We start from the raw sequence: 19,185 nt of genomic DNA, 5'->3' as shown, positions 1-19,185 counted from the left end.
TCCTCATGTATGGCGTGGTCATGCAGCCCGCGAGAGCGGGGAGAGCTCGTCGAGCTCGTCGTCGGTCAGGTCGAGCTCGGCGGCGCGCACGGAGTCCCGGATGCTCTCGGGTCGTGACGAACCGGGAATCGGGATGACCACGGGTGCGAGTGCGAGCTCCCACGCGAGGGCCACCTGCTGCGGGCTGACGCCGTGCGCGTCCGCGACATCCTGGAACGCCGAGTGGTGCTGGCCGACGTCAGCGGCGCGACGGATGCCGCCGAGCGGCGACCACGGCAGGAACGCGATGCCCAGCGCGGCGCAGTGCTCCAGCTCGCCGAGGCTCGAGCCGAACGCGGGCGAGAACTGGTTCTGCACCGAGACGAGGCGCCCGCCGAGGATCGCGTTCGCCTCGTCGATCTGCGCGACGTTCGCGTTGGAGATTCCGGCCATCTCGATGACGCCTTCATCGAGCAGGTCGCGGATGGCGCCGATCGAGTCGGCATACGGCACCTTGGGGTCGGGCCGGTGGAACTGGTACAGGCCGATGGCGTCGACGCCGAGGCGACGTGCCGAGGCCTTCGCGGCGTCCTTCAGGTAGTCGGGGTGGCCGTTCTGCGTCCAGCTGCCGCCGCCGGGGCGGAGGTGTCCGCCCTTCGTGGCGATGAGCACCGCCGAGGTGTCGCCGCCGTACGAGCGCACGGCACGGGCGATGAGCTCCTCGTTGTGGCCGACGTCGTCGGCATGCAGGTGGTACGCGTCGGCGGTGTCGATGAGGGTGACCCCTGCGTCGAGTGCTGCGTGGATGGTCGCGATCGACCTGGCCTCGTCAGGACGTCCTTCGATCGACATGGGCATGCCGCCGAGTCCGATCGCACTGACCGAACGGGTTCCGATGGTTCGTTGCTGCACGGATGAGCCTTTCCTGTCGTGTGGGTTGCGTTTCACCCTAGGCAGCCCCAAGCTAGAAGTCCAACAACTACCAGTGATGGTATTCAGAAGCCGGAGTGATCAATGGATCTGCGCCAGATGGAGTACCTCGTCGCCCTCGCCGACGAGCAGCAGTTCACCCGGGCGGCCGCGGTGTGCAGCGTCTCGCAATCGGGCCTCTCCGCCGCGATCCGCAGCCTCGAAGACGAGCTCGGCACCACGTTGTTCGCACGCACGACCCGACGAGTCGAGCCGACGGATGCCGGACTCGCGCTGCTCCCCTTCGCTCGCGCCATGCTCGCCCAGGCCACCGCCGGCCGCGATGCCGTCGTGCGCGCGACGAACGAGCTCTCGGGTGCACTGCGCGTGGGCGCCGAGCAGTGCCTCGGCATCGTCGATGTGCCGTCGCTCCTCGAGCGGTTCCGCCGTCGGTACCCGCTCGTCGACATCCACTTCACCCAGGCCGGTTCGCACGACCTCGTCACGCAGGTGCGCGACGGCGAGCTCGACGTCGCCTTCGTCGCCACCACCGATCACCTCACCCGCGTGTCGAGCACCGAGCTCGGCCGGTGGCCGGTCGTGCTCCTGTGCCCGCCGGAGCATCCGCTCGCCGCTTCGGCGCGCGTGGACTGGACCGACCTTCGCGACCTCGACTTCATCGACTTCCAGGAGTCGTGGGCGGTGCGCTCGCTCAACGAGTCCTCGTGCGCCGCCCAGGGCGTGGGCCGGCGAGTGCGCTGCACGGTCAACGACGTGCACACGCTGCTCGACCTGATCCACCGCGGACTCGGCGTGGCGCTCGTGCCGCAGCACGTCGCGGCGAAGCCGCAAGCGGCCGGGCTCGTCTCGGTGCAGCTTCCGCAGGGCTCGATGCCGCAATGGGTCGTGTCGGCCATCACGGGCAGCCCTGTGGCGGCATCCGCTCCGCTCCTGCTCGAGATCCTCGAGGCGGAGCTGCGCCGGCCGGTGGTCGATGCAGACCCCCGGCAACTGCAGCCATCGGCCTAGGCCGGCGCCCCGGCTCACTTCCCCCGGCACGCAGTTCCCTTCCGACTCCTTTATCGATACAGTCAGGTGTCCACCGGAGGTTTCAAAGGAGAGAACCCGCAGTGACCGAACCACTCACCGCCCGCGCCGTCGTCGATCTCGATGTGCCAGGACCCCAGATCAGTCGCCATCTGTACGGCCACTTCGCGGAGCACCTCGGCCGCTGCATCTACGGCGGCTTCTACGTCGGCGAGGACTCGCCGATCCCGAACGAGGGCGGCATCCGTTCCGACGTCGTCGAGGCGCTGCGACGCATCGACATCCCGAACCTCCGGTGGCCGGGCGGATGCTTCGCCGACGAGTACCACTGGCGCGACGGCATCGGCCCGAAAGCCGACCGCCCGCGCATGGTGAACACGAACTGGGGCGACGTCGAGGAGAACAACCACTTCGGCACGCACGAGTTCATGGCGCTCTGCGAGCTGCTCGGCGCCGACGCCTACGTCAACGGCAACGTCGGCAGCGGCACCGTGCAGGAGATGAGCGAGTGGGTCGAGTACCTCACTCGCGCCGGCGACAGCCCCATGGCGCGGCTGCGGCGCGAGAACGGCCGGGACGAGCCGTGGAAGGTGCCGTTCTGGGGCATCGGCAATGAGGCGTGGGGCTGCGGCGGCAACATGACCGCCGAGCACTATGCCAACGAGGCACGCCGCTACGCGACCTTCTGCCGCGACCACGGAGGCAACACGCTCTACCGCATCGCCGCGGGGGCGTCCGACGACGACGTCAAGTGGACGAGGACCCTGATGGAGTCGCTGAACTGCCTCGGCTGCCAGCGGGAGCCCACGAACATCTTCCAGGCGATCTCATTCCACTACTACACGGTGGCCGGCACGTGGGCGGAGAAGGGCAGCGCGACGGCCTTCACGACCGAGGAGTACTACGCGACCATGGGCAAGGCGCAAGACGTCGAGCGCGTGCTTTCGGCGCATGCGACGGTCATGGACGCCTACGATCCCGGCAAGAAGGTCGGGCTCGTGCTCGACGAGTGGGGCACCTGGTGGGACGTCGAACCGGGCACGAACCCCGGGTTCCTGTACCAGCAGAACACGATGCGCGACGCCCTCGTGGCATCCGTGCACTTCGACGTGTTCCACCGGCACGCCGACCGGCTCGTCATGGCGAACATCGCGCAGACCGTCAACGTGCTGCAGGCGATGCTGCTGACGGATGAGGCGACGGGCGAGCTCGTGCTGACCCCGACGTACCACGTCTTCGAGATGAACCGTGGGCACCACGACGCGACGTCGCTCTCGGTGCACGTCGTCGAACGGCCCGAGACCCGCACCGAGGCCGGCCGGCCACTCGACGTGCTCTCGGCCTCGGCGAGCACGCGCGACGACACGGCACTCATCTCGCTCAGCAACCTCGATGCGGAGCATCCGCTCGAGGTGGTGCTCGACCTGCGGGGTCGCGCCGTCACGGCGCACACCGGTCGGGTGCTGACCGGGGCCCAGCTCCAGGCGCACAACTCCGCGTCGAACCCCGACGCCGTCGCACCGACCGAGCTCACCGCGATCGAGACCGACGACCGCGGCCTGCGGGTCACGCTTCCGCCGCACTCCTTCGCGACCGTCTCACTCACGCTCGGATGAGTCGGCGATAGAGTTCCGCCATGGTCACGATGCAGGATGTCGCGAAGGCCGCGGGCGTCTCCACGATGACCGTGTCGAACGTGCTGAACCACTATCCGCACGTGCGCGACGAGACACGCGACCGTGTGCTCCGTGCGATCGACGACCTCGGGTACCGCGTCAACGTCGCGGCCCGGAACCTCCGGGCCGGGCGAACGAACACGATCGGGTTCGCGGTGCCCGAGGTAGACCGGCCGTACTTCGGCCAGCTCGCCTCCCGCATCATCGCGAGGGCTTCGGCGGCGGGATACCGCGTGGTCATCGAGCAGACGGGCGCCGATCGCGAGACCGAGCTCAGCGCGATCGTGTCGTCGCGCAACCGGATGTACGACGCCCTCATCCTCTCGGCGGTCGGGCTCGGCACCGCCGACCGCGAGCTGTTGCGAGTGGACTTCCCGATGGTGATCCTCGGCGAGACCGTCTTCGAGGGCCCGGTCGATCACATCGCCCTCCCGAATGTCGAGGGCACGTTCGCGGCGACGCGGCATCTCATCGCGCGAGGCAGCCGGCGCATCGCCATCGTCGAGGGCGACGACCTGCTGCCCCCGAACGTGAGCAGCCTGCGCCACGGCGGCTACCTCCGGGCCCTCCGGGAGTCCGGGGTCGAATTCGATCCGGCGCTCTCCGTCGGGATCCCCGAGCTCACGATGTCCGGCGGCCGGAGCGCGGCCGAGCGACTCGTCGATTCCGGCGCCGCATTCGACGGGGTCGTCTGCATCACCGACACGGTGGCGCTCGGCGTCATGCGCGGGCTCGCCGACCGTGGGGTGCGGGTGCCCGACGACGTGCGCGTGATCGGCTTCGACGCGATCGAGGAGGGCGAGTACAGCATCCCCCGGCTCTCGACCGTCGATCCCGACCACGACGAGGTCGCCGCCCTCGCGGTCGACCTCGTGTTGCGGCGGATCGCCGGCGACACCGAGTGGCAGCCGCGCGAGTTCGTGAGCTCGTTCCGCGTCGTCGCGCGAGAGTCGACGGCCTGAGCATGCTGTTCCCCCATTCGTCATCCTCGCTCTTGTCGCGTCTATATCGATACAGGTAGAGTGCGGACCACGAATCCGCCGATCGAAGGAGATCAGGTGACCCTCATCGACGAGCGTCCGACGACGGAGACCCGTGCCATCTCGACGCGCACCCGCGTGTCGAGATGGTGGACGGCCCCGATGTCGACGAACGGCCCCACGTTCCGAGCGGATCGACTCAAGATCGGCCTCTTTCTGGTGCCGATGCTCGTCGTCTTCGTGGTGCTGTTCCTGGTCCCCCTCGTGCAGTCGATCTGGTGGAGCTTCACGGACTTCAACGGCTACAGCACCGACGCAGCGTTCGTGGGATTGCGCAACTACGAGAACGTCTTCACCGACCCGTCGATGCTCGCAGGGCTCGGGTTCACGCTGTTCTTCACCCTCGCGACGACGGTGCTCATCACCGCCCTTGCCATCCCGCTCGCGGTCACCCTCGACCGCGCGTTCATCGGGCGCAACTTCGTGCGAGCGATCTACTTCTTCCCCGCGATCCCGTCGGTCGCCATCCTGGGGCTCGTGTGGGGATTCATCCTCAACCCCCTGGGCTCCGGAGCGCTCAACTCGCTGCTCCAGTCGGTCGTCGGCATCGGGCCGGTTCCGTGGCTCTCGAACAGCACGCTCGCCCAGCTCAGCGTGATCGCCGTCGGCGTGTGGACGAGCACCGGATGGCACGCCATCCTCTACCTCGCCTACCTGCAGTCGATCCCCGACGACTACTACGAGGTCGCACGCATCGACGGGGCATCCGCGGTCCAGCGATTCCGCTACATCACCCTGCCGCTGCTGATGCCGGCGATGACCGTGAGCTGGCTGCTGCTCATGACGGGAGGCCTCAAGGTCTACGACCTGCCGATCACCCTGACGAGGGGCGGGCCGGGATTCTCGACCTTCACGATCACGCAGACGATCATCCAGAACGGCGTCTCCCAGGCGAAGTACGGCCAGGCCTCCGCCCTCGCGGTCATCTTCATGCTCGCGGTCGGTGCGATCGTCGCGGCGCAGCTCATCGTCTCCCGCCGACTCGAAGGGCGGCTCTCATGAGTGCAGCACGAATCCTCACCCGCCCGGGCGCGATCGCGACGAGCCTCATCATGATCCCGCTCGCCGCGGTGGTCGGCCTCCCCTTCTACTACGTGGTGGTCAACACGTTCAAGACGCAAGCGGAGACCACCATGGCGCCGCTGGCACTGCCGACGACCCTGAACCTCGACAACTACCTGACGGTGTTCAGCGAGATCCCCGTGGTCCAGTCCTTCCTGAACACCGTGTACGTCACGGCGGCGGCGATCCTGCTCATGCTGCTCATCGGCTCGATGGCGGCGTTCTCCGTCATCCTGCGCGCATCGCGACTGGTGACGGTGCTGCTCGTGATCGCGTTCCTCGTTCCGGGCCAGGTGACGCTCATCCCGCTCTACCGGATGCTGAGCCAGGCGCAACTCGTGGACACGCTCGAGGGCCTCATCATCCTCTACTCGGGTGGCTCGGTCTTCTGCTACTTCCTCATCGTCGGCTACATGCGCACGCTGCCCGGCGAGGTCATCGAGGCCGCGCGCATCGACGGGGCCGGGCCGTGGCAGATCTACTGGCGCATCGCGCTGCCGCTCATCCGCCCGATCCTCATCACCGTCGGCGTCTTCCAGACGATGTGGGTGTGGAACGACTTCCTGACCCCCGTCGTGTTCATCAGCTCGACCGAGAAGCAGACGCTCGTGCTGCAGACCTATAAGGCGGTCGGCGAGTTCACGACGGATTGGCCGATGTTCCTCACCCTCAGCGTCGTCGTGCTGATCCCCATGGTCGTCTTCTTCATCTTCATGCAGCGCTACATCGTGCGCGGCCTCGTGGCCGGCAGCGTGAAGGGGTAGCCACCATCACCACCAACAGGAAAGGCCAGCAATGAAGCATCCGTTCCCCACCCGGTCACGGGCGCTGCGAGCCCTCGCAGCGACCATCGCCGTCATGTCCGCAGCCACCCTCGCCGGATGCACCGCCGGTGAGGCCGACGACCGCACCGTGCTCACGTTCTTCTCGTGGTCGAACGAGGAGACGATGGAGCCGGTCATCGCCGCGTTCGAGAAGGAGAATCCCGACATCCGCATCGAGTTCTCGAACGCTCCCCCGGTGGCCGAGTACATCTCGACGCTGCAGAACCGACTCGGCTCCAACACCGCGGCCGACGTGTTCGTCATCGCCGCCGAGAACAAGACGAACCTCATCGAGGGCGGCTTCGTGACCGACCTCACCGACGAGCCGTTCATGGAGGTCGCGTCGGAGTTCAACACCGCCACCTACGCGGGCCCCGACGGAGCGGCGTACGGCCTCTCGCTCTCGTCGTGGGCGTCGGGCATCGTCTACAACGTCGACCTGCTCGCCGAGCACGGCATCACGGAGTTCCCCACGACGTGGGACGGATTCGTCGAGACCCTCACGACGCTGAAGGACGCCGGTGTCGTTCCGTTCCTCGAGTCCTGGCAGGGCTTCCCGACGTCGCTCGGCTCGAGCGTCGGGCTCGCCAACTTCGAGGCCGGTGGCACGGTCGACGCCGAGATCTTCGCCGGCGAGTCGACGTTCGAAGAGCTCTGGACCGAGCCGCTCACGCCGTGGCAGCAGCTCTTCGAAGACGGACTCATGTCGCCGGATGTCGTCGGGCTCAAGGGCGAGCAGGTGCGTGACGAGTTCGCCGCGGGCCGCGTCGCGATGATGACCGCCGGACCGTGGGACATCGGGGCGATCCGCGAGGCGAACCCCGATCTCGAGTTCACGTTCGCGGGCGTGCCGCAGAAGGGCGGCGAGCCGTTCTTCACCGGTGCTGCCTCTCCCGGCTACGCGATCAACTCGAAGGCGAAAGAGCCCGAGGCGGCCAAGACGTTCCTCGAGTTCCTCGCGAGCGAGGAGGGCGTGCGGATCTTCCAGGAGAAGACGAATGACATGACGACGACCTCGAATTACACACCGGTGATCGACGAGTCGCTCGAAGTGCCGTTCCAGGCGCTGCTCGATGGCAAGTTCTACCTGCCGATGATCTCGTGGCCCAAGTATCAGGACGCTCTCTACACCGACCTCGTCGCGCAGATCCAGCTGATGGCGCAAGGCCAGGCGACCCCCGCCGACGTCGGCGCCGCCCTCGATGCGCGGCTCGCCCAGGAGTCCGGCGAGTAGGTTCACGAACCGGAGGCACCGAACGCCCGGCCCGTCAAGGGTCGGGCGTTCCTTCGTGTTTCGATGCCCGGTGGCGCAAGCTGGGCGTGATGCTTGTGACCGGCGGGGCCGGACGCACCGGCTCCAGAACCATCGAACCGTCGACCGCCCGTTGGAGCGACCGACGGGTCGCCGTCGTGATCGGCGGCGCATCCGCCCTCGTCGCCGTCGCGGGAACGTGGATCCCCTCGTTCTGGGGCGACGAAGCGGCGAGCATCATGTCGGCGCGTCGGGACTGGACGTCGCTCTGGGCGCTGCTCGGCACGGTCGACGCCGTGCACGGGCTCTACTACGCGGTGCTGCACGTGTGGATCGACGTCGTCGGCACCTCGCCGTTGGCCGTGCGGTTGCCCTCGGGGATCGCCGTGGGCGCGGCATCCGCTGGGCTCTACCTGCTCGTGCGCAGGCGCGCGACACGCGAGACGGCGGTCATCGCCGCGATCGTCTTCGCCGTGCTGCCGCGGGTCACCTTCCTCGCGACCGAGGCAAGATCGCTGGCGCTCGCGACCGCCGCAGCCGTCTGGCTCACCCTCCTCATGCTGCGATTGCTCGATGCGCGGATGCACCGGGGCTGGTGGTGGGTGTACGCGCTCGGGCTCGCGCTCGGCACCTACCTCTTCCTGTACCTCGCGTTGCTCATCCCGGTGCATGCCGTCGTCGTCGCCCTCGAGCAGCGTCGGGAGGGGCGACTGCGCGGCATCCGCCTGCGTCCCTTCCTGCTCGCCTGGGCGACCGCCGCGGTCCTCGCGGCCCCGATCGCCGTCATCGCCGTGCTGCAGCGAGACCAGATCGCGTTCAGCAGGCCGTGGCGGGCCGTCACGGTGCAGGGAGTGCTCGTCGAGCAGTGGTTCATGCTCGAGACGGTCGGGTTCGTGGCCCTGGCATTCATCGTCGTGTCGGCAGTCGCCACCGTCACCGCCGGGCGTCTCGAGCCGGATTGGATCGCGAACCGTCAGCTGCTCGTGCTCGGGGCCGCATGGATCATCGTGCCGACGGCCGCACTGACCCTCGTTGCGGCGCTCGCCTCCCTCGGTTACACCCCGCGCTATCTGGCGATCTGCGCGCCCGGCGCGGCGATCCTGATCGCGATCGCCGTCTCCGCGCTCCCGCGCCGATGGATGCAGGTCACCTCGGTCGCCGTCATCGCGGCGCTCGCGATCCCCGCCTACCTGGATCAGCGCAGCCCCTACTGGAAGAACGACGGCACCGATTGGCAGAGGGTCGCCGAGGTCGTCGGCGAACTGGCCGAGCCGGGCGACGGCATCGTCTTCGACGAGAGCGTTCGCCCGTCACGCCGGCCCCGCCTCGCGATGCATACCTACCCGAGTGGGTTCGAGGGTCTCGTCGACCTCGGTCTCGTGCGCCCCTACGACGAGACCGCCCAGCTGTGGGATGTCACGGCGCCCCTCGCCGAGGTCAGCGAGCGGCTCGACGGGGTCGATCGGGTCGTGGTCGTGTCGCGGAGCGCCAACGGCGTCGACGACGACACCGCGACGCTTCGACGAGAGGGCTTCGAAGAGGTCGAGCGGCTGGAACTCGTGTCCGACGTGGTGACGGTGTACGAGCGCACGACGCAACGGGTTGAAGCCGATCGCGCCATCTTCCTAGCGCGGATCGGAGAGTCGGAAGGGAGCCTCTGATGCCAGCTCGATCGAACCCCAGACTCATCATGCTCAGCGACAGCGAACTGAGCGTCGCAACAGAGGAGGCCGACGTTCGCGGTCGTTCGGTCAAGGACAGGGCCGGGCAAGATCTCGGGAGGGTCGATGACCTGCTCATCGATCCCGACGAGCGCCGGGTGCGATTCCTCGTCGTCGGCTCCGGTGGCTTCCTCGGCCTCGGCGAACAGCAGTCGTTCATTCCCGTCGATGCGGTCAGCCGGATCGACGAGGAGGTCGTGACCGTCGACCTCACGCGCGAGAACGTGGCCGGCGCGCCCGCGTACGACCCCGACCTGACTGCCGAACCGAGCTACCTCGAAAGCATCTACGGGTATTACGGGTTCATCCCGTTCTGGGGTCCTGGCTATATCGCCCCGCCGGGCTTGCCTCGAGATCCGAAGCAGCTGCCGCCGGATCAGGCGTGAAGACACGATGACGGTGCCGCTCGTCGCGAAAGCCCAGGTGCGGATGCTCGCCGAGGGCGTCGTCGAGGCGGCCCCGCCCGCGGCATCCGTTCCCGACGACCTGATGCCCCGCCGACGGTTCACCGCCGAGCGGATCCGCAGCGCCCTGCCCGAGCCGGGCGGATTCGGGCTTCGCGACCTGCGGCTGTTCGCCGGCCGGTGAGACCGAGTCGCCGGGCGACTCCGGCTGGACCGTCGAACGTCTCAGAGGGAGTCGCGCCGCTGTGAGCTGCGCCGGAACTGCTCGCGACTGAGCAGGAGCGTTCGCTCGCCTCCCGTGTCGGCGATGTCGAGGAAGCCCAGGCGGCGCGCGAGGAGGTGCGAGCGCTCGTTGCCGGAATCCATGACCGCGGTCACATAGCGCGCCTCGAGCGTGTCGAACGCGAACTGGAGCATCGCACGCGCGGCTTCCGTCGCGTATCCGTGGCCGGCCCATTCCGTGCCGATGAGCCAGCCGATCTCCGCACGACGGCCACGGGGGTCCACCTCGCGCAGGTGCAGCGAGACGTCGCCGATGAGACGACCGTCGAGTTCGACGGCGAGCGCCATGAAGTCGCCCGCCTGCTCGAGCCGGATGTGGCGGGTGCGGTGGCGCAGATGGCGACGCGACGCTCGGCGCGATCGGGGCGGCCACGGCAGGTACCGGAGCACGTTCGGGTCCGACTGGAGGGCATACCAGGCGCTCGCGTCCGCCGAGCGATGGGGACGCAACTTGAGTCGCGGGGTCTCGATTCGCGGCGCCGTCACGACACGCTCGAGGCGGAGGCCGCGCATCCAACGGGGCCTTCGGAGCGGCAGGCGACGCAACAGGTCGATGAGCTGCGACGAGGGCCGGCGCCAGACGAGAGGCTGCGCCGGCACCCGGTGGGTCGGGGCGAGAGCTCGTGTCATGGGACTCGACGCTAATCCCTCGACAATTGACTGGGACATGCGATCATGTGAGGTCTCTATGAATGACGCTCACTTTCCGGTCGCCCGCCTCTGCCGCACCGCATAATTGAGCGTGCACTCACCCGATCAGCTCCCGGTCGAGGGTTCCCCGAGACGGCGAGCCATGCTCGCCCAACTCCCCAAGATGTACCGGCCCGACGGAAGTCCGATCCGGATCCTGCTCGTCGACGACGAGCAGACGCTCGCTCGACTCGTGAGCCTCGCCCTGTCGTACGAAGGCTGGGTGGTCGATGTCGCGCACACCGGTCGTGAGGCACTCCAGTCGTTCAAGATGTCGCGCCCCGACGCGGTCGTGCTCGACATCATGCTGCCCGACATCGACGGGCTCAACGTGCTCCGGCAGATGCGGGAACTCGGGTCTTCGGCGCCCACGCTGTTCCTGACGGCACGCGACTCGGTCGACGACCGGATCATCGGGTTGACCGCCGGCGGCGACGACTACCTGACGAAGCCCTTCAGCCTCGAGGAGCTCGTCGCTCGGCTCCGCGGCCTCCTCCGGCGCATCGTGCTCGCCCCCGACGACGGCAGCCGCCTGCAGGTGGCCGACCTGGTGCTCGACGAACGCAGCTACGAGACGTTCCGCGGCGACGAGCCCCTGTCCTTGACGACGACCGAGTTCGAGCTGCTCCGCTTCCTGCTCCGCAATCCGAACCGGGTGCTCAGCCGGGCGCAGATCCTCGAGAACGTCTGGCAGTACGACTTCGCCGGCAAGGCGAGCATCGTCGATCTCTACATCTCGTATCTGCGGAAGAAGGTCGACCGAGGCCGCTCTCCCCTGATCCACACCGTCCGCGGAGTCGGCTACATCCTCCGGGCCGCCTCGTGAGAGGGCTCCGGATGACGCGTCGCATCTCTCTTCGGCAGCAACTCGTCGTCGGCACCGCGGCGTTGCTCGCCGGTGCACTGCTCACGGTGACGCTCATCAGCTCCCTGACCCTGCACGCGACCTCGTATTCGATGATCGACACGCAGCTCGCGGCATCCGTCGGCATGCTCGAGCAGACCGTCGAGAAGTACCGCGCGAAGCCGCAGTTCCAGAAGCCGTTCGTCGACTACGTCGGCTACGCGCCCGACACGATCATCGCGATGCTCGACGACGGCGAGGTCGTCGATGCCGCACGATTCACCGAGTCGGGCGGCCGCTACCTCGATCAAGCCCAGGTCGATTCCATCGAAGCGACGGTCGCGACCCTTTCGGCCGGCGAACCGAGCGACCTCGAGCTCGCCGACTTCGGCAGCCTTCGCGGCACCGTCGTCGACGGCGATGACGGCACGACGTACTTCGTCGCGGCCAGCACGGCGGCGGCGCAAGAGGCGGCGCTCGCGAACACGGCGGCGAACGTGGCCATCACGATCCTCGCGATCGCCCTCGCGGTGCTGGGCGCGACCGTCTTCGTGCGGGCTGCGCTTCGCCCGTTGTCCCGAGTCGCGGATGCCGCGGCCGCCGTCACCGCGGTCTCGCTGCACTCGGGCGACGTCTCGGTGCCCCACGGCCTCGACGCCCGCGACATCAGCGACCAGACCGAAGTCGGCCGGGTCGGACACGCGCTCGACCTGTTGCTGCGCCACGTCGACGACGCGCTCAAGGTGCGTGCCGCCACCGATCGGCGCATGCGGCGGTTCATCACCGATGCGAGCCACGAGCTGCGCACCCCGTTGGCGTCGATCCTGGGCTACGCGGAGCTCACACGACAGGACAGCGCCGAGCTGCCGGCGACGACCGAGTTCGCCCTCACGCGGATCGAAGCGGAGGCGGGCCGCATGAGCGCCCTCGTCGGCGAGCTGCTCCTCCTGGCGCGCCTCGACGAGGGGCAGGACATCCAGTCCGACGAGGTCGATCTCGCCGACGTCGTCACGGCGGCGGCGAGCGACGCCCAAGCCGCGTATCGATCGCACGAGTGGGCGGTCGAGGTGCCGCACGAGGCGGTGCTCGTGCAGGGTGATGCCGAGCAGTTGCACCGCATGGTCGCGAACCTGCTCGCCAACGCCGGCACCCACACGCCCGCCGGCACGCACGTGACCGTCGGCGTGAACACCCGCGATGCCATGGGATCGGATGGCCCGCGCGTGCAGCTCACCGTCTCCGACGACGGCGACGGCATCGCCGACGAGCTCGTGCCGGTGCTCTTCGAGCGATTCGTGCGCGGCGACCCGTCACGCACGAGGGCTCACGGCAGCACCGGACTCGGGCTCGCGATCGTGCGGTCGATCGTCGAGGCGCACGACGGGTCGGTGTCGGTCGTGACGAGCACCGCCGGAACGCGATTCATCGTGGAGCTTCCGCGCGTGGGCTTCGGTGAGCACGAGAGCGAGGTCGCCCGCGACGGGCTCGCCGCAGCGGAGCGCGCCGACACTGAGCCGGCCGGCACCGAGATTCCGGTCCCGAGTTCTGCCGTCACCACCTGAGACCGCGCGTCAGGCCGGGAAGACCCGCTCGACCCAGCGGCGACTCACGTGCACGCTCTCGTCGGGATCCATCGAGGCCCGGTCGACCTCGATGATGACCCAGCCGCCGAAGCCATCGGGCAGTGCGCCGAGGCATCCGTCGAGATCGAGGTCGCCGAGGCCCGGCTCGAGGAAGAGCCCCCGATCGACCGTCGACGCGTAGTCGGTCGGCTCTGCTCGGCTCGCGGCGGCGACCGCGAGGTCGAGGTCTTTCACGTGCACGTCGACGAGGCGATCGCGGTGCTTGGCGAGCATCGCGACGGGGTCGACGCCCGCCCAGGCGAGGTGGCCGACGTCGAACGACGCGCCGAGAATGGCCTCGTCGATGTGGTCGAGCACGTAGTCGATCTCGTACTCGGTCTCGACCCACGTGCCGACGTGGTTGTGCAGTCCGGGCCGCACACCCTCGTCGGTGAGGATCCGGGCGGCTTCGGCGAGCACGTCGACGACCCGGTCGAGGCGGCCCTGGTCGAAGGCAGCGCCGACCGCCGCCTTGGTGACGGTGCGCGCGGCGCCGTCCCACGCCATCTCGGGCGCGAGGAAGACCGTCTCGAGTCCGAAGTAGTTCGACTCCTCGGCAGCGCGGCGGATCCCGTCGAACCAGCGCACCCACTCCGCGCTCCCCGGTGCGAACGCGTGGCCGTGATCCTCGGGCAGCCCGACGTGGCAGTAGCCGGGAGCCAGGTTCAGGCCCGCCTCGCGCACCATCCGCTCATAGTCCTGCAGCGTCTGCGTGTCGAGCACCTGCATCATCACGGTGTCGAACCCGCCGGCCTTCACCTTGCCCAGCACCGCGGGGTAGTCGGCGCGGAACGCAGGGTCGGCGAAGAGCCAGAGATCCGCGCTCGACGGGTCGTCGGGGTCCTCCTTGATGTTGATCCACTGGATGGGGTTCAGTGCGAGCTGCGCACGCGCGATCGTCAAGCGAGTTCCTCTCTCTGCGGCATCCGATGCCATGGTCATTTGAGTCCTGCCGTCGCGATGCCCTGGATGAAGTACCGCTGGAGGAACAGGAAGAGGATGAGCACCGGCAGCAGCACGACGATCGCGCCCGCGAGCAGCAACCCGTAGGCGGTCGTGTTCGCCTGCTGCGAGGCGATCGCGAGGCCGACGGGAAGCGTGAACACGTCTTCGGTCTGGGCGACGACGAGCGGCCAGAGGAAGAAGTTCCACGATGCCAGGAAGGTGAAGATCGACACGGTGGCGATCGCCGGGCCGAGGAGCGGCAGGAAGATGCGGAAGAAGATCCCGAACTCCCCCGCGCCGTCGATGCGTGCCGCCTCGAGCAGCTCGTCGGGGATCGAGAGCGCGAACTGGCGCATGATGAAGACGCCGAGCGGCATCACCAGCATCGGCGCGATGATGCCGGCGAGGGTGTTCACGAGGCCGAGCTGCACGGTGATGAGGAATTGCGGCACGAACAGCGCGACGTACGGCACGGTCATCGCGACGAGCACGCAGCCCATCAGGAGCCCACGGCCGCGGAACGGCAGCTTCGCGAGCGCATAGCCGGCCATCGAGCAGAACAGCACGTTCGCGAGCACGGTCACCGCCGAGACGATGATGCTGTTCACGAGGAATCCGCCGAACGCCTCCTCGGTGAAGAGCACGACGAAGTTCTGCAGGTTCGCGAAGCTCTCGGGAAGCCAGCCGCCCGGGTTCGCGGTGAACTCGCCCTGGGTCTTGAACGACCCGAAGACCACCCAGGCGAACGGCAGCAGCATGAGGGCACTCACGAGGCAGAGCGCCAGGTAGAGCCCCGACGCGCGCACGACATGGAGTCGGTTCATTGCTTCGGCCTCAGCACTCGGAGTTGGACGACGCACACGATGAGCACGCCGAGGAGCAGTACGATCGAGCCGGTCATCGCGTTGGCGATGTTGCCGAACCCGAACTGCTCGTAGACCCACTGCGCGACCGACTTCGTCGAGCCGAGCGGCCCGCCCTCGGTCAGGAGGAACGGCTCTTCGAAGATGTTGAGGAACATCACGCTCATGAGCACGGTGACGAGCAGGGTCGTCGGGCGCAGGAGCGGCAGAGTCATCTGGAAGACGCGCCGCCAGTAGCCCGCGCCGTCGAGGGATGCCGCTTCGTGCACCTCTTCGGGCACTGCCTGCAAGCCGGCGAGGAAGAGCACCATGCACGTGCCGGTGGTGCGCCAGATGGTGAGCAGGAGCACGACGATCATCGCCGTGGTCGGCGTGCCGAGCCAGTTCGGGCCCGCGATGCCGAGATCGGCGAGGAAGCTGTTGATCGGCCCGTTGAGGGTGAAGGCGTACTGCCACACGATCGCGGCCGCGACGATGTTCGCGATCACGGGAAGGTAGATGACGGCCCGAAACACCGGGCGAGCACGACGGATGCCGCTGTCGAGCGCGAGTGCGAGCAGGAAGCCGATCGCCATGGTGACCGGCACGCCGATCCCCACGTAGACCACGGTGTTGAGCGCCGAGCGAAGGAACGCGGGGGCGGTGAGCACCGCCTGGAAGTTGTCGAGGAAGACGAAGTTCACGCCGAGCGGGTCGCGCAGGTCGGCCACGCCGATGTCGGTCATCGTGAGGGTGACGGCCATGACGGCCGGCACCGCCGTGAACACGGCGAAGATCACGAGGAACGGCATCACGAAGAGCCAGGCGACGCCCGTGGGCCCCGGCGTCCATCGCCGGAGGATGCCCCAGCGGAGGGGGCGGCTCATGGCCGCCACCCCCGCCGGCGTGGTCTCGAGGGTCATCGGCTACTCGATTCCCGTGCCGATCGCCTCGGCCTGCACCTGCGCCTCGGCGAGCGCCGCTTCAGCGGATGCCTCGCCGCGGGCGACCCGCTCCATCTGCTCGCCGATGATCGCACCGACCTCGCTCCAGGTCGGCACCGCGGGAACGGCGACCGCGTGCGGCAGGGCATCACGCACCGCCCCGAGCAGCGGGTCGTCGGCGATGACCGGCTCCTCCCAGGCGGCTTCCGTCGTCGGGAGGTTGCCGAACGTCTCGTACCACGCGACCTGCACGTCGGGCTGGGCGAGGTAGCGGGCGAGCTTCCATGCGGCGTCGGCGTTCTCGGCATCCTTCGGCACGGCGAGGCTGCCGCCGCCGAAGTTCGCCGCGACGGTGCCGCCGGGGCCGGCGGGCGGCACGATCGCGCCGAGGTGCTCGGCCGACCAGCCTTCGCCGTTGGCGCCGTCGAGGAACCCGGGGAACCACGGCCCGTTGCCGCCGGCGACGGTCTGGCCGGACGTGAACCACGGCACCGTGTCGAGGAAGAGCGGGCCGTCGGGGCTCGCGTCACCGTCGGCGAAGAGCGAGCCCCAGAACTCGAGCGCCTCGACGTTCTCGGGGGCGTCGATCGTCCACGATGTGAGGTCGTCGCTGATCAGGCTGCCGTCGTTCTGGTGCACGAGGGCGTCGAGGGCCTGCGCACTGTACGCGTCGTATCCGACGTCGAGTCCGAGGGGCATTGGATGACCCGCCGCCTTCAGCTGCTCGGCGAAGGCGCTCGTCTCCTCCCACGTGGTGGGCGGCGTGGCGCCCGCGGCCTCGACGAGGTCCTTCCGGTAGTACCAGACGTTCGCGTAGGCGTACCACGGCACCGCGTGCGAGACGCCGTCGACGAGCGTGCCGTCGTAGGCGGAATCGAAGAAGGCGTCGCTGTCGACGAGCCCCTCGGGCACCGGGGCGAAGCCGCCCGTGGCGAGCATCGTGCTCTGCGTCTGCGAGTAGAGCATTGTGAGGTCGGGCACCTCACCGGAGGCGATCGCGGTGGTGAGCTTCGTGTCGAGCGAGTCGGATGGCACGTTCGTGAGCTCGAGCTCGACATCGGGGTTCTCGGCCGCGAAGTCGTCGAGGAAGCCTTCGAGGGCATCGGCTTCGCCCGAACCGATCCAGAGGCTGAGCGTTCCGGTGGCGGGCGAGTCGTCGATCTCGATGTCGGCCGCGGCATCGGTGGCGCCGTCGCCGCGTCCGCAGCCGCTGAGGAGGAGCGCGGCGGCAAGTGCCGGCGCGGCGACGGCGAGCGCCCGGCGTCGTGCTCGTGAGGTGGTGAACATGGTGATTCCTTTCGGGGCAAGGAAGAGCGGTGCGGTTCTGAAGTTGGAGCGATCCGGCGATTCTGAGGGGATGTTTCGTTATCGCGGATCTGATGGAAGTACTCGATGCTGTGGTCGAGGATGCTCACCTGGCCGGGCTTGTTCCCTGAGAGTAGAGGGATAGCCCGCCCGAAGTGGGTTCACGCGGGAGAGTTTACGGCTCGGAAACGCGCCTACCCGGTTTTGTTACTACCTAGAAATATTCAGTGCCGCGGCGTGGCCGTGGGCGCGGCCTCCGCCGAGTCGGCCGACGACCGCTCGGCCGGCCCGCACGGCGGTCACCATGCCGGTGAGCGTGGAGTTGCCGACGACGGCCGTCGGCACGGTGGCACCGCCCGCGAGGTAGAGATTCGAGAACCCCCACACGCGCCCGATGGGGTCGCAGACGGAGGTGCCGTCATCGGTCGCTCCCGAGCGTGCCGTGCCGGTGTAGTGCAGTGACGAGCCAGGAGGAAGCAGGGCGGAATCGCGCTCGGGGTCGAAGTCGCCGAGCGCCTCCCCCGCGGCTCGCTGCGACGCGCGCGCCTGTTCGATGAGGGCCAGATCGGCCTCGGAGTGCGTGAACCGCACCGTGATTCGCGGCAGGCCCGCGACATCCGGCTTCGTGTCATCGAAGACCAGCCGGTTCTCGGGGTTGATCTCGGTCGGCACATAGAGCGCGAGGCCCACCGAGTACGCGAGCCGAGCGCCCGTCGCGTCGAAGTAGAGCCGGTCCATGATCTGCCCATGGAACGGTTGCGCGGCGCCGCTGTGCGGCAGCCAGTACGAGCCGGCGACCCACTCGTCGGGTCCGGGGTCGGGGATCTCGTCGAGCGCGACCTCGAGTCGCTCGAGGTCGGCGATCACCTGCCCGGTCAGGAAGGCGTGCTCGTTCAGGTGGCGGCCGAGAGCCTCGGGCCGGATGCCCGAGGCGAAGAGCAGTTGCGGCGTGCGGATGGGGTCGGCCGCGACGATCGTGACTCCCGCCTCGATCTCGTACTCGTCGCCAGTTGCGACCTCGCGCACCCGGGCACCGCGCACCGTTGCGCCGTCGTGCACGAGCGCCACGGCGAGCGTGCCGGTCGAGAGCGTGAAGTCTTCACCGTTCGGCGCGGTCATGCGCGGAAGGATCCGGTTCGGACCGGTGCGCGGCAGTCGGCCGTCCTCCCTCGGGGCCACCGCCATCGGCATCGTTCGCGGATGCCGGCCCGGCGCGCTCACCGGGCCGAAGACCGAGTCGAGCACCTCGAGGATGCGGCCGCCGACGTTCGTGACGCCGAACGGAGCGTCGTGCACGCCGAGCAGCCGCTCGGCCTCGCCGAGGTCGCGCGCCCACATGTCGGGCCCGTCGAACGCGAACACCTCGTCACCCCAGGGGCGCGGGGTCGCCGCCGTCCAGTGCACCCCCATGCCGCCCGCGTTCCACGCGAATGCGCTCGCGGGCATCCCGGCCGCGTCCTCGTCGAACGACGAGAGGTGGTACATGCCGGGCGTCACGCTGCGGAGCTCGGAGCTGACCGCCGGCGTGACAGCGGCGCCGAGGTAGAGGGACTGGATGCCGGGAGACGCCTGCTCGATGTAGGCGCCACGCAGCGCTTCATCGCGGAGGTCGTGGAGATGCTGGCCCGGTGCGCTCCCGATCGGCACGCCGCCGTCGACCATGTGGATGCGGGCACCCGGCGACCCCTCACGCACGATCCGCGCGACGGCGGCGCCCATGAGGCCGCTGCCCACGATCAGGACGTCGACAGGGCGTGGAACGTGCGACATTCGGAACTCCCGAGACTCGGCGAAGTA

General features: G+C 68.6%; 18 protein-coding genes. 11 read left to right on the top strand and 7 right to left on the bottom strand.

Going from position 1 to position 19,185, the window contains the following annotated elements:
- Positions 1 to 18 precede the first annotated feature (18 nt).
- Positions 19 to 891, bottom strand: a complete 873-nt coding sequence (locus tag ESP51_RS02035) for an aldo/keto reductase (protein ID WP_129519209.1) — start codon at positions 889 to 891, stop codon at positions 19 to 21.
- A gap of 102 nt (positions 892 to 993) precedes the next feature.
- On the opposite strand from ESP51_RS02035, the gene ESP51_RS02030 reads away from it, so the two are divergent.
- The 9 genes from ESP51_RS02030 (at position 994) to ESP51_RS01990 (ending at position 10,098) form a co-directional block, all read left to right on the top strand.
- Complete coding sequence (locus ESP51_RS02030; RefSeq protein WP_129519208.1) at positions 994 to 1,917, top strand: LysR family transcriptional regulator; 924 nt, start codon at positions 994 to 996, stop codon at positions 1,915 to 1,917.
- A 101-nt stretch (positions 1,918 to 2,018) separates the two neighbouring features.
- Positions 2,019 to 3,551 (top strand): alpha-N-arabinofuranosidase, encoded by a 1,533-nt coding sequence (locus ESP51_RS02025; protein ID WP_206737174.1) that lies wholly within the window; start codon positions 2,019 to 2,021, stop codon positions 3,549 to 3,551.
- 20 nt (positions 3,552 to 3,571) lie between these two features.
- Complete coding sequence (locus ESP51_RS02020) at positions 3,572 to 4,573, top strand: LacI family DNA-binding transcriptional regulator (RefSeq protein WP_129519206.1); 1,002 nt, start codon at positions 3,572 to 3,574, stop codon at positions 4,571 to 4,573.
- Positions 4,574 to 4,669: 96 nt separating this feature from the next.
- The gene (locus tag ESP51_RS02015) at positions 4,670 to 5,653 is read left to right on the top strand and encodes a carbohydrate ABC transporter permease (RefSeq protein WP_241842927.1); all 984 of its coding nucleotides are present in this window, start codon (positions 4,670 to 4,672) and stop codon (positions 5,651 to 5,653) included.
- Positions 5,650 to 6,477: a carbohydrate ABC transporter permease gene (locus ESP51_RS02010; protein WP_129519205.1), complete on the top strand. Its 828-nt coding sequence runs from the start codon at positions 5,650 to 5,652 to the stop codon at positions 6,475 to 6,477. The genes ESP51_RS02015 and ESP51_RS02010 overlap by 4 nt, the downstream gene beginning before the upstream one ends.
- Before the next feature lie 94 nt (positions 6,478 to 6,571).
- Positions 6,572 to 7,771: an ABC transporter substrate-binding protein gene (locus ESP51_RS02005; protein WP_164990357.1), complete on the top strand. Its 1,200-nt coding sequence runs from the start codon at positions 6,572 to 6,574 to the stop codon at positions 7,769 to 7,771.
- A gap of 89 nt (positions 7,772 to 7,860) precedes the next feature.
- Positions 7,861 to 9,450 carry a glycosyltransferase family 39 protein gene (locus ESP51_RS02000; protein WP_129519203.1) on the top strand — a complete coding sequence of 530 codons (1,590 nt, stop codon included), beginning with the start codon at positions 7,861 to 7,863 and terminating at the stop codon, positions 9,448 to 9,450.
- Positions 9,450 to 9,896, top strand: coding sequence for a PRC-barrel domain-containing protein (locus tag ESP51_RS01995; RefSeq protein WP_129519202.1), 447 nt, complete (start codon positions 9,450 to 9,452; stop codon positions 9,894 to 9,896). The genes ESP51_RS02000 and ESP51_RS01995 overlap by 1 nt, the downstream gene beginning before the upstream one ends.
- Before the next feature lie 7 nt (positions 9,897 to 9,903).
- Positions 9,904 to 10,098, top strand: coding sequence for a hypothetical protein (locus tag ESP51_RS01990; RefSeq protein WP_129519201.1), 195 nt, complete (start codon positions 9,904 to 9,906; stop codon positions 10,096 to 10,098).
- 41 nt (positions 10,099 to 10,139) lie between these two features.
- On the opposite strand, the gene ESP51_RS01985 is transcribed toward ESP51_RS01990, so the two are convergent.
- Positions 10,140 to 10,826, bottom strand: a complete 687-nt coding sequence (locus ESP51_RS01985) for a GNAT family N-acetyltransferase (protein ID WP_129519200.1) — start codon at positions 10,824 to 10,826, stop codon at positions 10,140 to 10,142.
- A gap of 163 nt (positions 10,827 to 10,989) precedes the next feature.
- Between ESP51_RS01985 and ESP51_RS01980 the strand changes: the two genes are divergently transcribed.
- On the top strand, positions 10,990 to 11,712 hold the full coding sequence (locus ESP51_RS01980) for a response regulator transcription factor (RefSeq protein ID WP_129519199.1): 723 nt from the start codon (positions 10,990 to 10,992) through the stop codon (positions 11,710 to 11,712).
- 11 nt (positions 11,713 to 11,723) lie between these two features.
- Positions 11,724 to 13,292, top strand: a complete 1,569-nt coding sequence (locus tag ESP51_RS01975; RefSeq protein WP_129519198.1) for a sensor histidine kinase — start codon at positions 11,724 to 11,726, stop codon at positions 13,290 to 13,292.
- Between the two features lie 9 nt (positions 13,293 to 13,301).
- On the opposite strand, the gene ESP51_RS01970 is transcribed toward ESP51_RS01975, so the two are convergent.
- From ESP51_RS01970 to ESP51_RS01950, 5 genes are all read right to left on the bottom strand, one after another.
- Complete coding sequence (locus ESP51_RS01970; protein ID WP_164990356.1) at positions 13,302 to 14,255, bottom strand: sugar phosphate isomerase/epimerase family protein; 954 nt, start codon at positions 14,253 to 14,255, stop codon at positions 13,302 to 13,304.
- Between the two features lie 35 nt (positions 14,256 to 14,290).
- Positions 14,291 to 15,121 carry a carbohydrate ABC transporter permease gene (locus ESP51_RS01965; protein WP_129519196.1) on the bottom strand — a complete coding sequence of 277 codons (831 nt, stop codon included), beginning with the start codon at positions 15,119 to 15,121 and terminating at the stop codon, positions 14,291 to 14,293.
- Positions 15,118 to 16,062: a carbohydrate ABC transporter permease gene (locus ESP51_RS01960; protein ID WP_206737161.1), complete on the bottom strand. Its 945-nt coding sequence runs from the start codon at positions 16,060 to 16,062 to the stop codon at positions 15,118 to 15,120. Before ESP51_RS01960 ends, ESP51_RS01965 begins: the two co-directional genes overlap by 4 nt.
- A 3-nt stretch (positions 16,063 to 16,065) precedes the next feature.
- Complete coding sequence (locus ESP51_RS01955; RefSeq protein ID WP_129519195.1) at positions 16,066 to 17,370, bottom strand: extracellular solute-binding protein; 1,305 nt, start codon at positions 17,368 to 17,370, stop codon at positions 16,066 to 16,068.
- Positions 17,371 to 17,598: 228 nt separating this feature from the next.
- Positions 17,599 to 19,158 carry a GMC oxidoreductase gene (locus tag ESP51_RS01950; RefSeq protein WP_129519194.1) on the bottom strand — a complete coding sequence of 520 codons (1,560 nt, stop codon included), beginning with the start codon at positions 19,156 to 19,158 and terminating at the stop codon, positions 17,599 to 17,601.
- Positions 19,159 to 19,185 lie beyond the last annotated feature (27 nt).

Source organism: Agromyces albus (assembly GCF_004134825.1).
Classification (GTDB): Bacteria; Actinomycetota; Actinomycetes; order Actinomycetales; family Microbacteriaceae; genus Agromyces; species Agromyces albus.
Note: the sequence above shows the minus strand (reverse complement) of the source record. Positions and strands in the feature narration are given on the sequence as shown.

Bases quoted from the DNA above. Each gene is read 5' to 3' on its own strand.
- ESP51_RS02030 (WP_129519208.1), top strand. From the start codon at position 994: ATGGATCTGCGCCAGATGGAGTACCTCGTCGCCCTCGCCGACGAGCAG.
- ESP51_RS02020 (WP_129519206.1), top strand. From the start codon at position 3,572: ATGGTCACGATGCAGGATGTCGCGAAGGCCGCGGGCGTCTCCACGATG.
- ESP51_RS02010 (WP_129519205.1), top strand. From the start codon at position 5,650: ATGAGTGCAGCACGAATCCTCACCCGCCCGGGCGCGATCGCGACGAGC.
- ESP51_RS02005 (WP_164990357.1), top strand. From the start codon at position 6,572: ATGTCCGCAGCCACCCTCGCCGGATGCACCGCCGGTGAGGCCGACGAC.
- ESP51_RS02000 (WP_129519203.1), top strand. From the start codon at position 7,861: ATGCTTGTGACCGGCGGGGCCGGACGCACCGGCTCCAGAACCATCGAA.
- ESP51_RS01995 (WP_129519202.1), top strand. From the start codon at position 9,450: ATGCCAGCTCGATCGAACCCCAGACTCATCATGCTCAGCGACAGCGAA.
- ESP51_RS01990 (WP_129519201.1), top strand. From the start codon at position 9,904: ATGACGGTGCCGCTCGTCGCGAAAGCCCAGGTGCGGATGCTCGCCGAG.
- ESP51_RS01985 (WP_129519200.1), bottom strand. From the start codon at position 10,826: ATGACACGAGCTCTCGCCCCGACCCACCGGGTGCCGGCGCAGCCTCTC.
- ESP51_RS01980 (WP_129519199.1), top strand. From the start codon at position 10,990: ATGCTCGCCCAACTCCCCAAGATGTACCGGCCCGACGGAAGTCCGATC.
- ESP51_RS01975 (WP_129519198.1), top strand. From the start codon at position 11,724: ATGACGCGTCGCATCTCTCTTCGGCAGCAACTCGTCGTCGGCACCGCG.
- ESP51_RS01965 (WP_129519196.1), bottom strand. From the start codon at position 15,121: ATGAACCGACTCCATGTCGTGCGCGCGTCGGGGCTCTACCTGGCGCTC.
- ESP51_RS01960 (WP_206737161.1), bottom strand. From the start codon at position 16,062: ATGACCCTCGAGACCACGCCGGCGGGGGTGGCGGCCATGAGCCGCCCC.
- ESP51_RS01955 (WP_129519195.1), bottom strand. From the start codon at position 17,370: ATGTTCACCACCTCACGAGCACGACGCCGGGCGCTCGCCGTCGCCGCG.
- ESP51_RS01950 (WP_129519194.1), bottom strand. From the start codon at position 19,158: ATGTCGCACGTTCCACGCCCTGTCGACGTCCTGATCGTGGGCAGCGGC.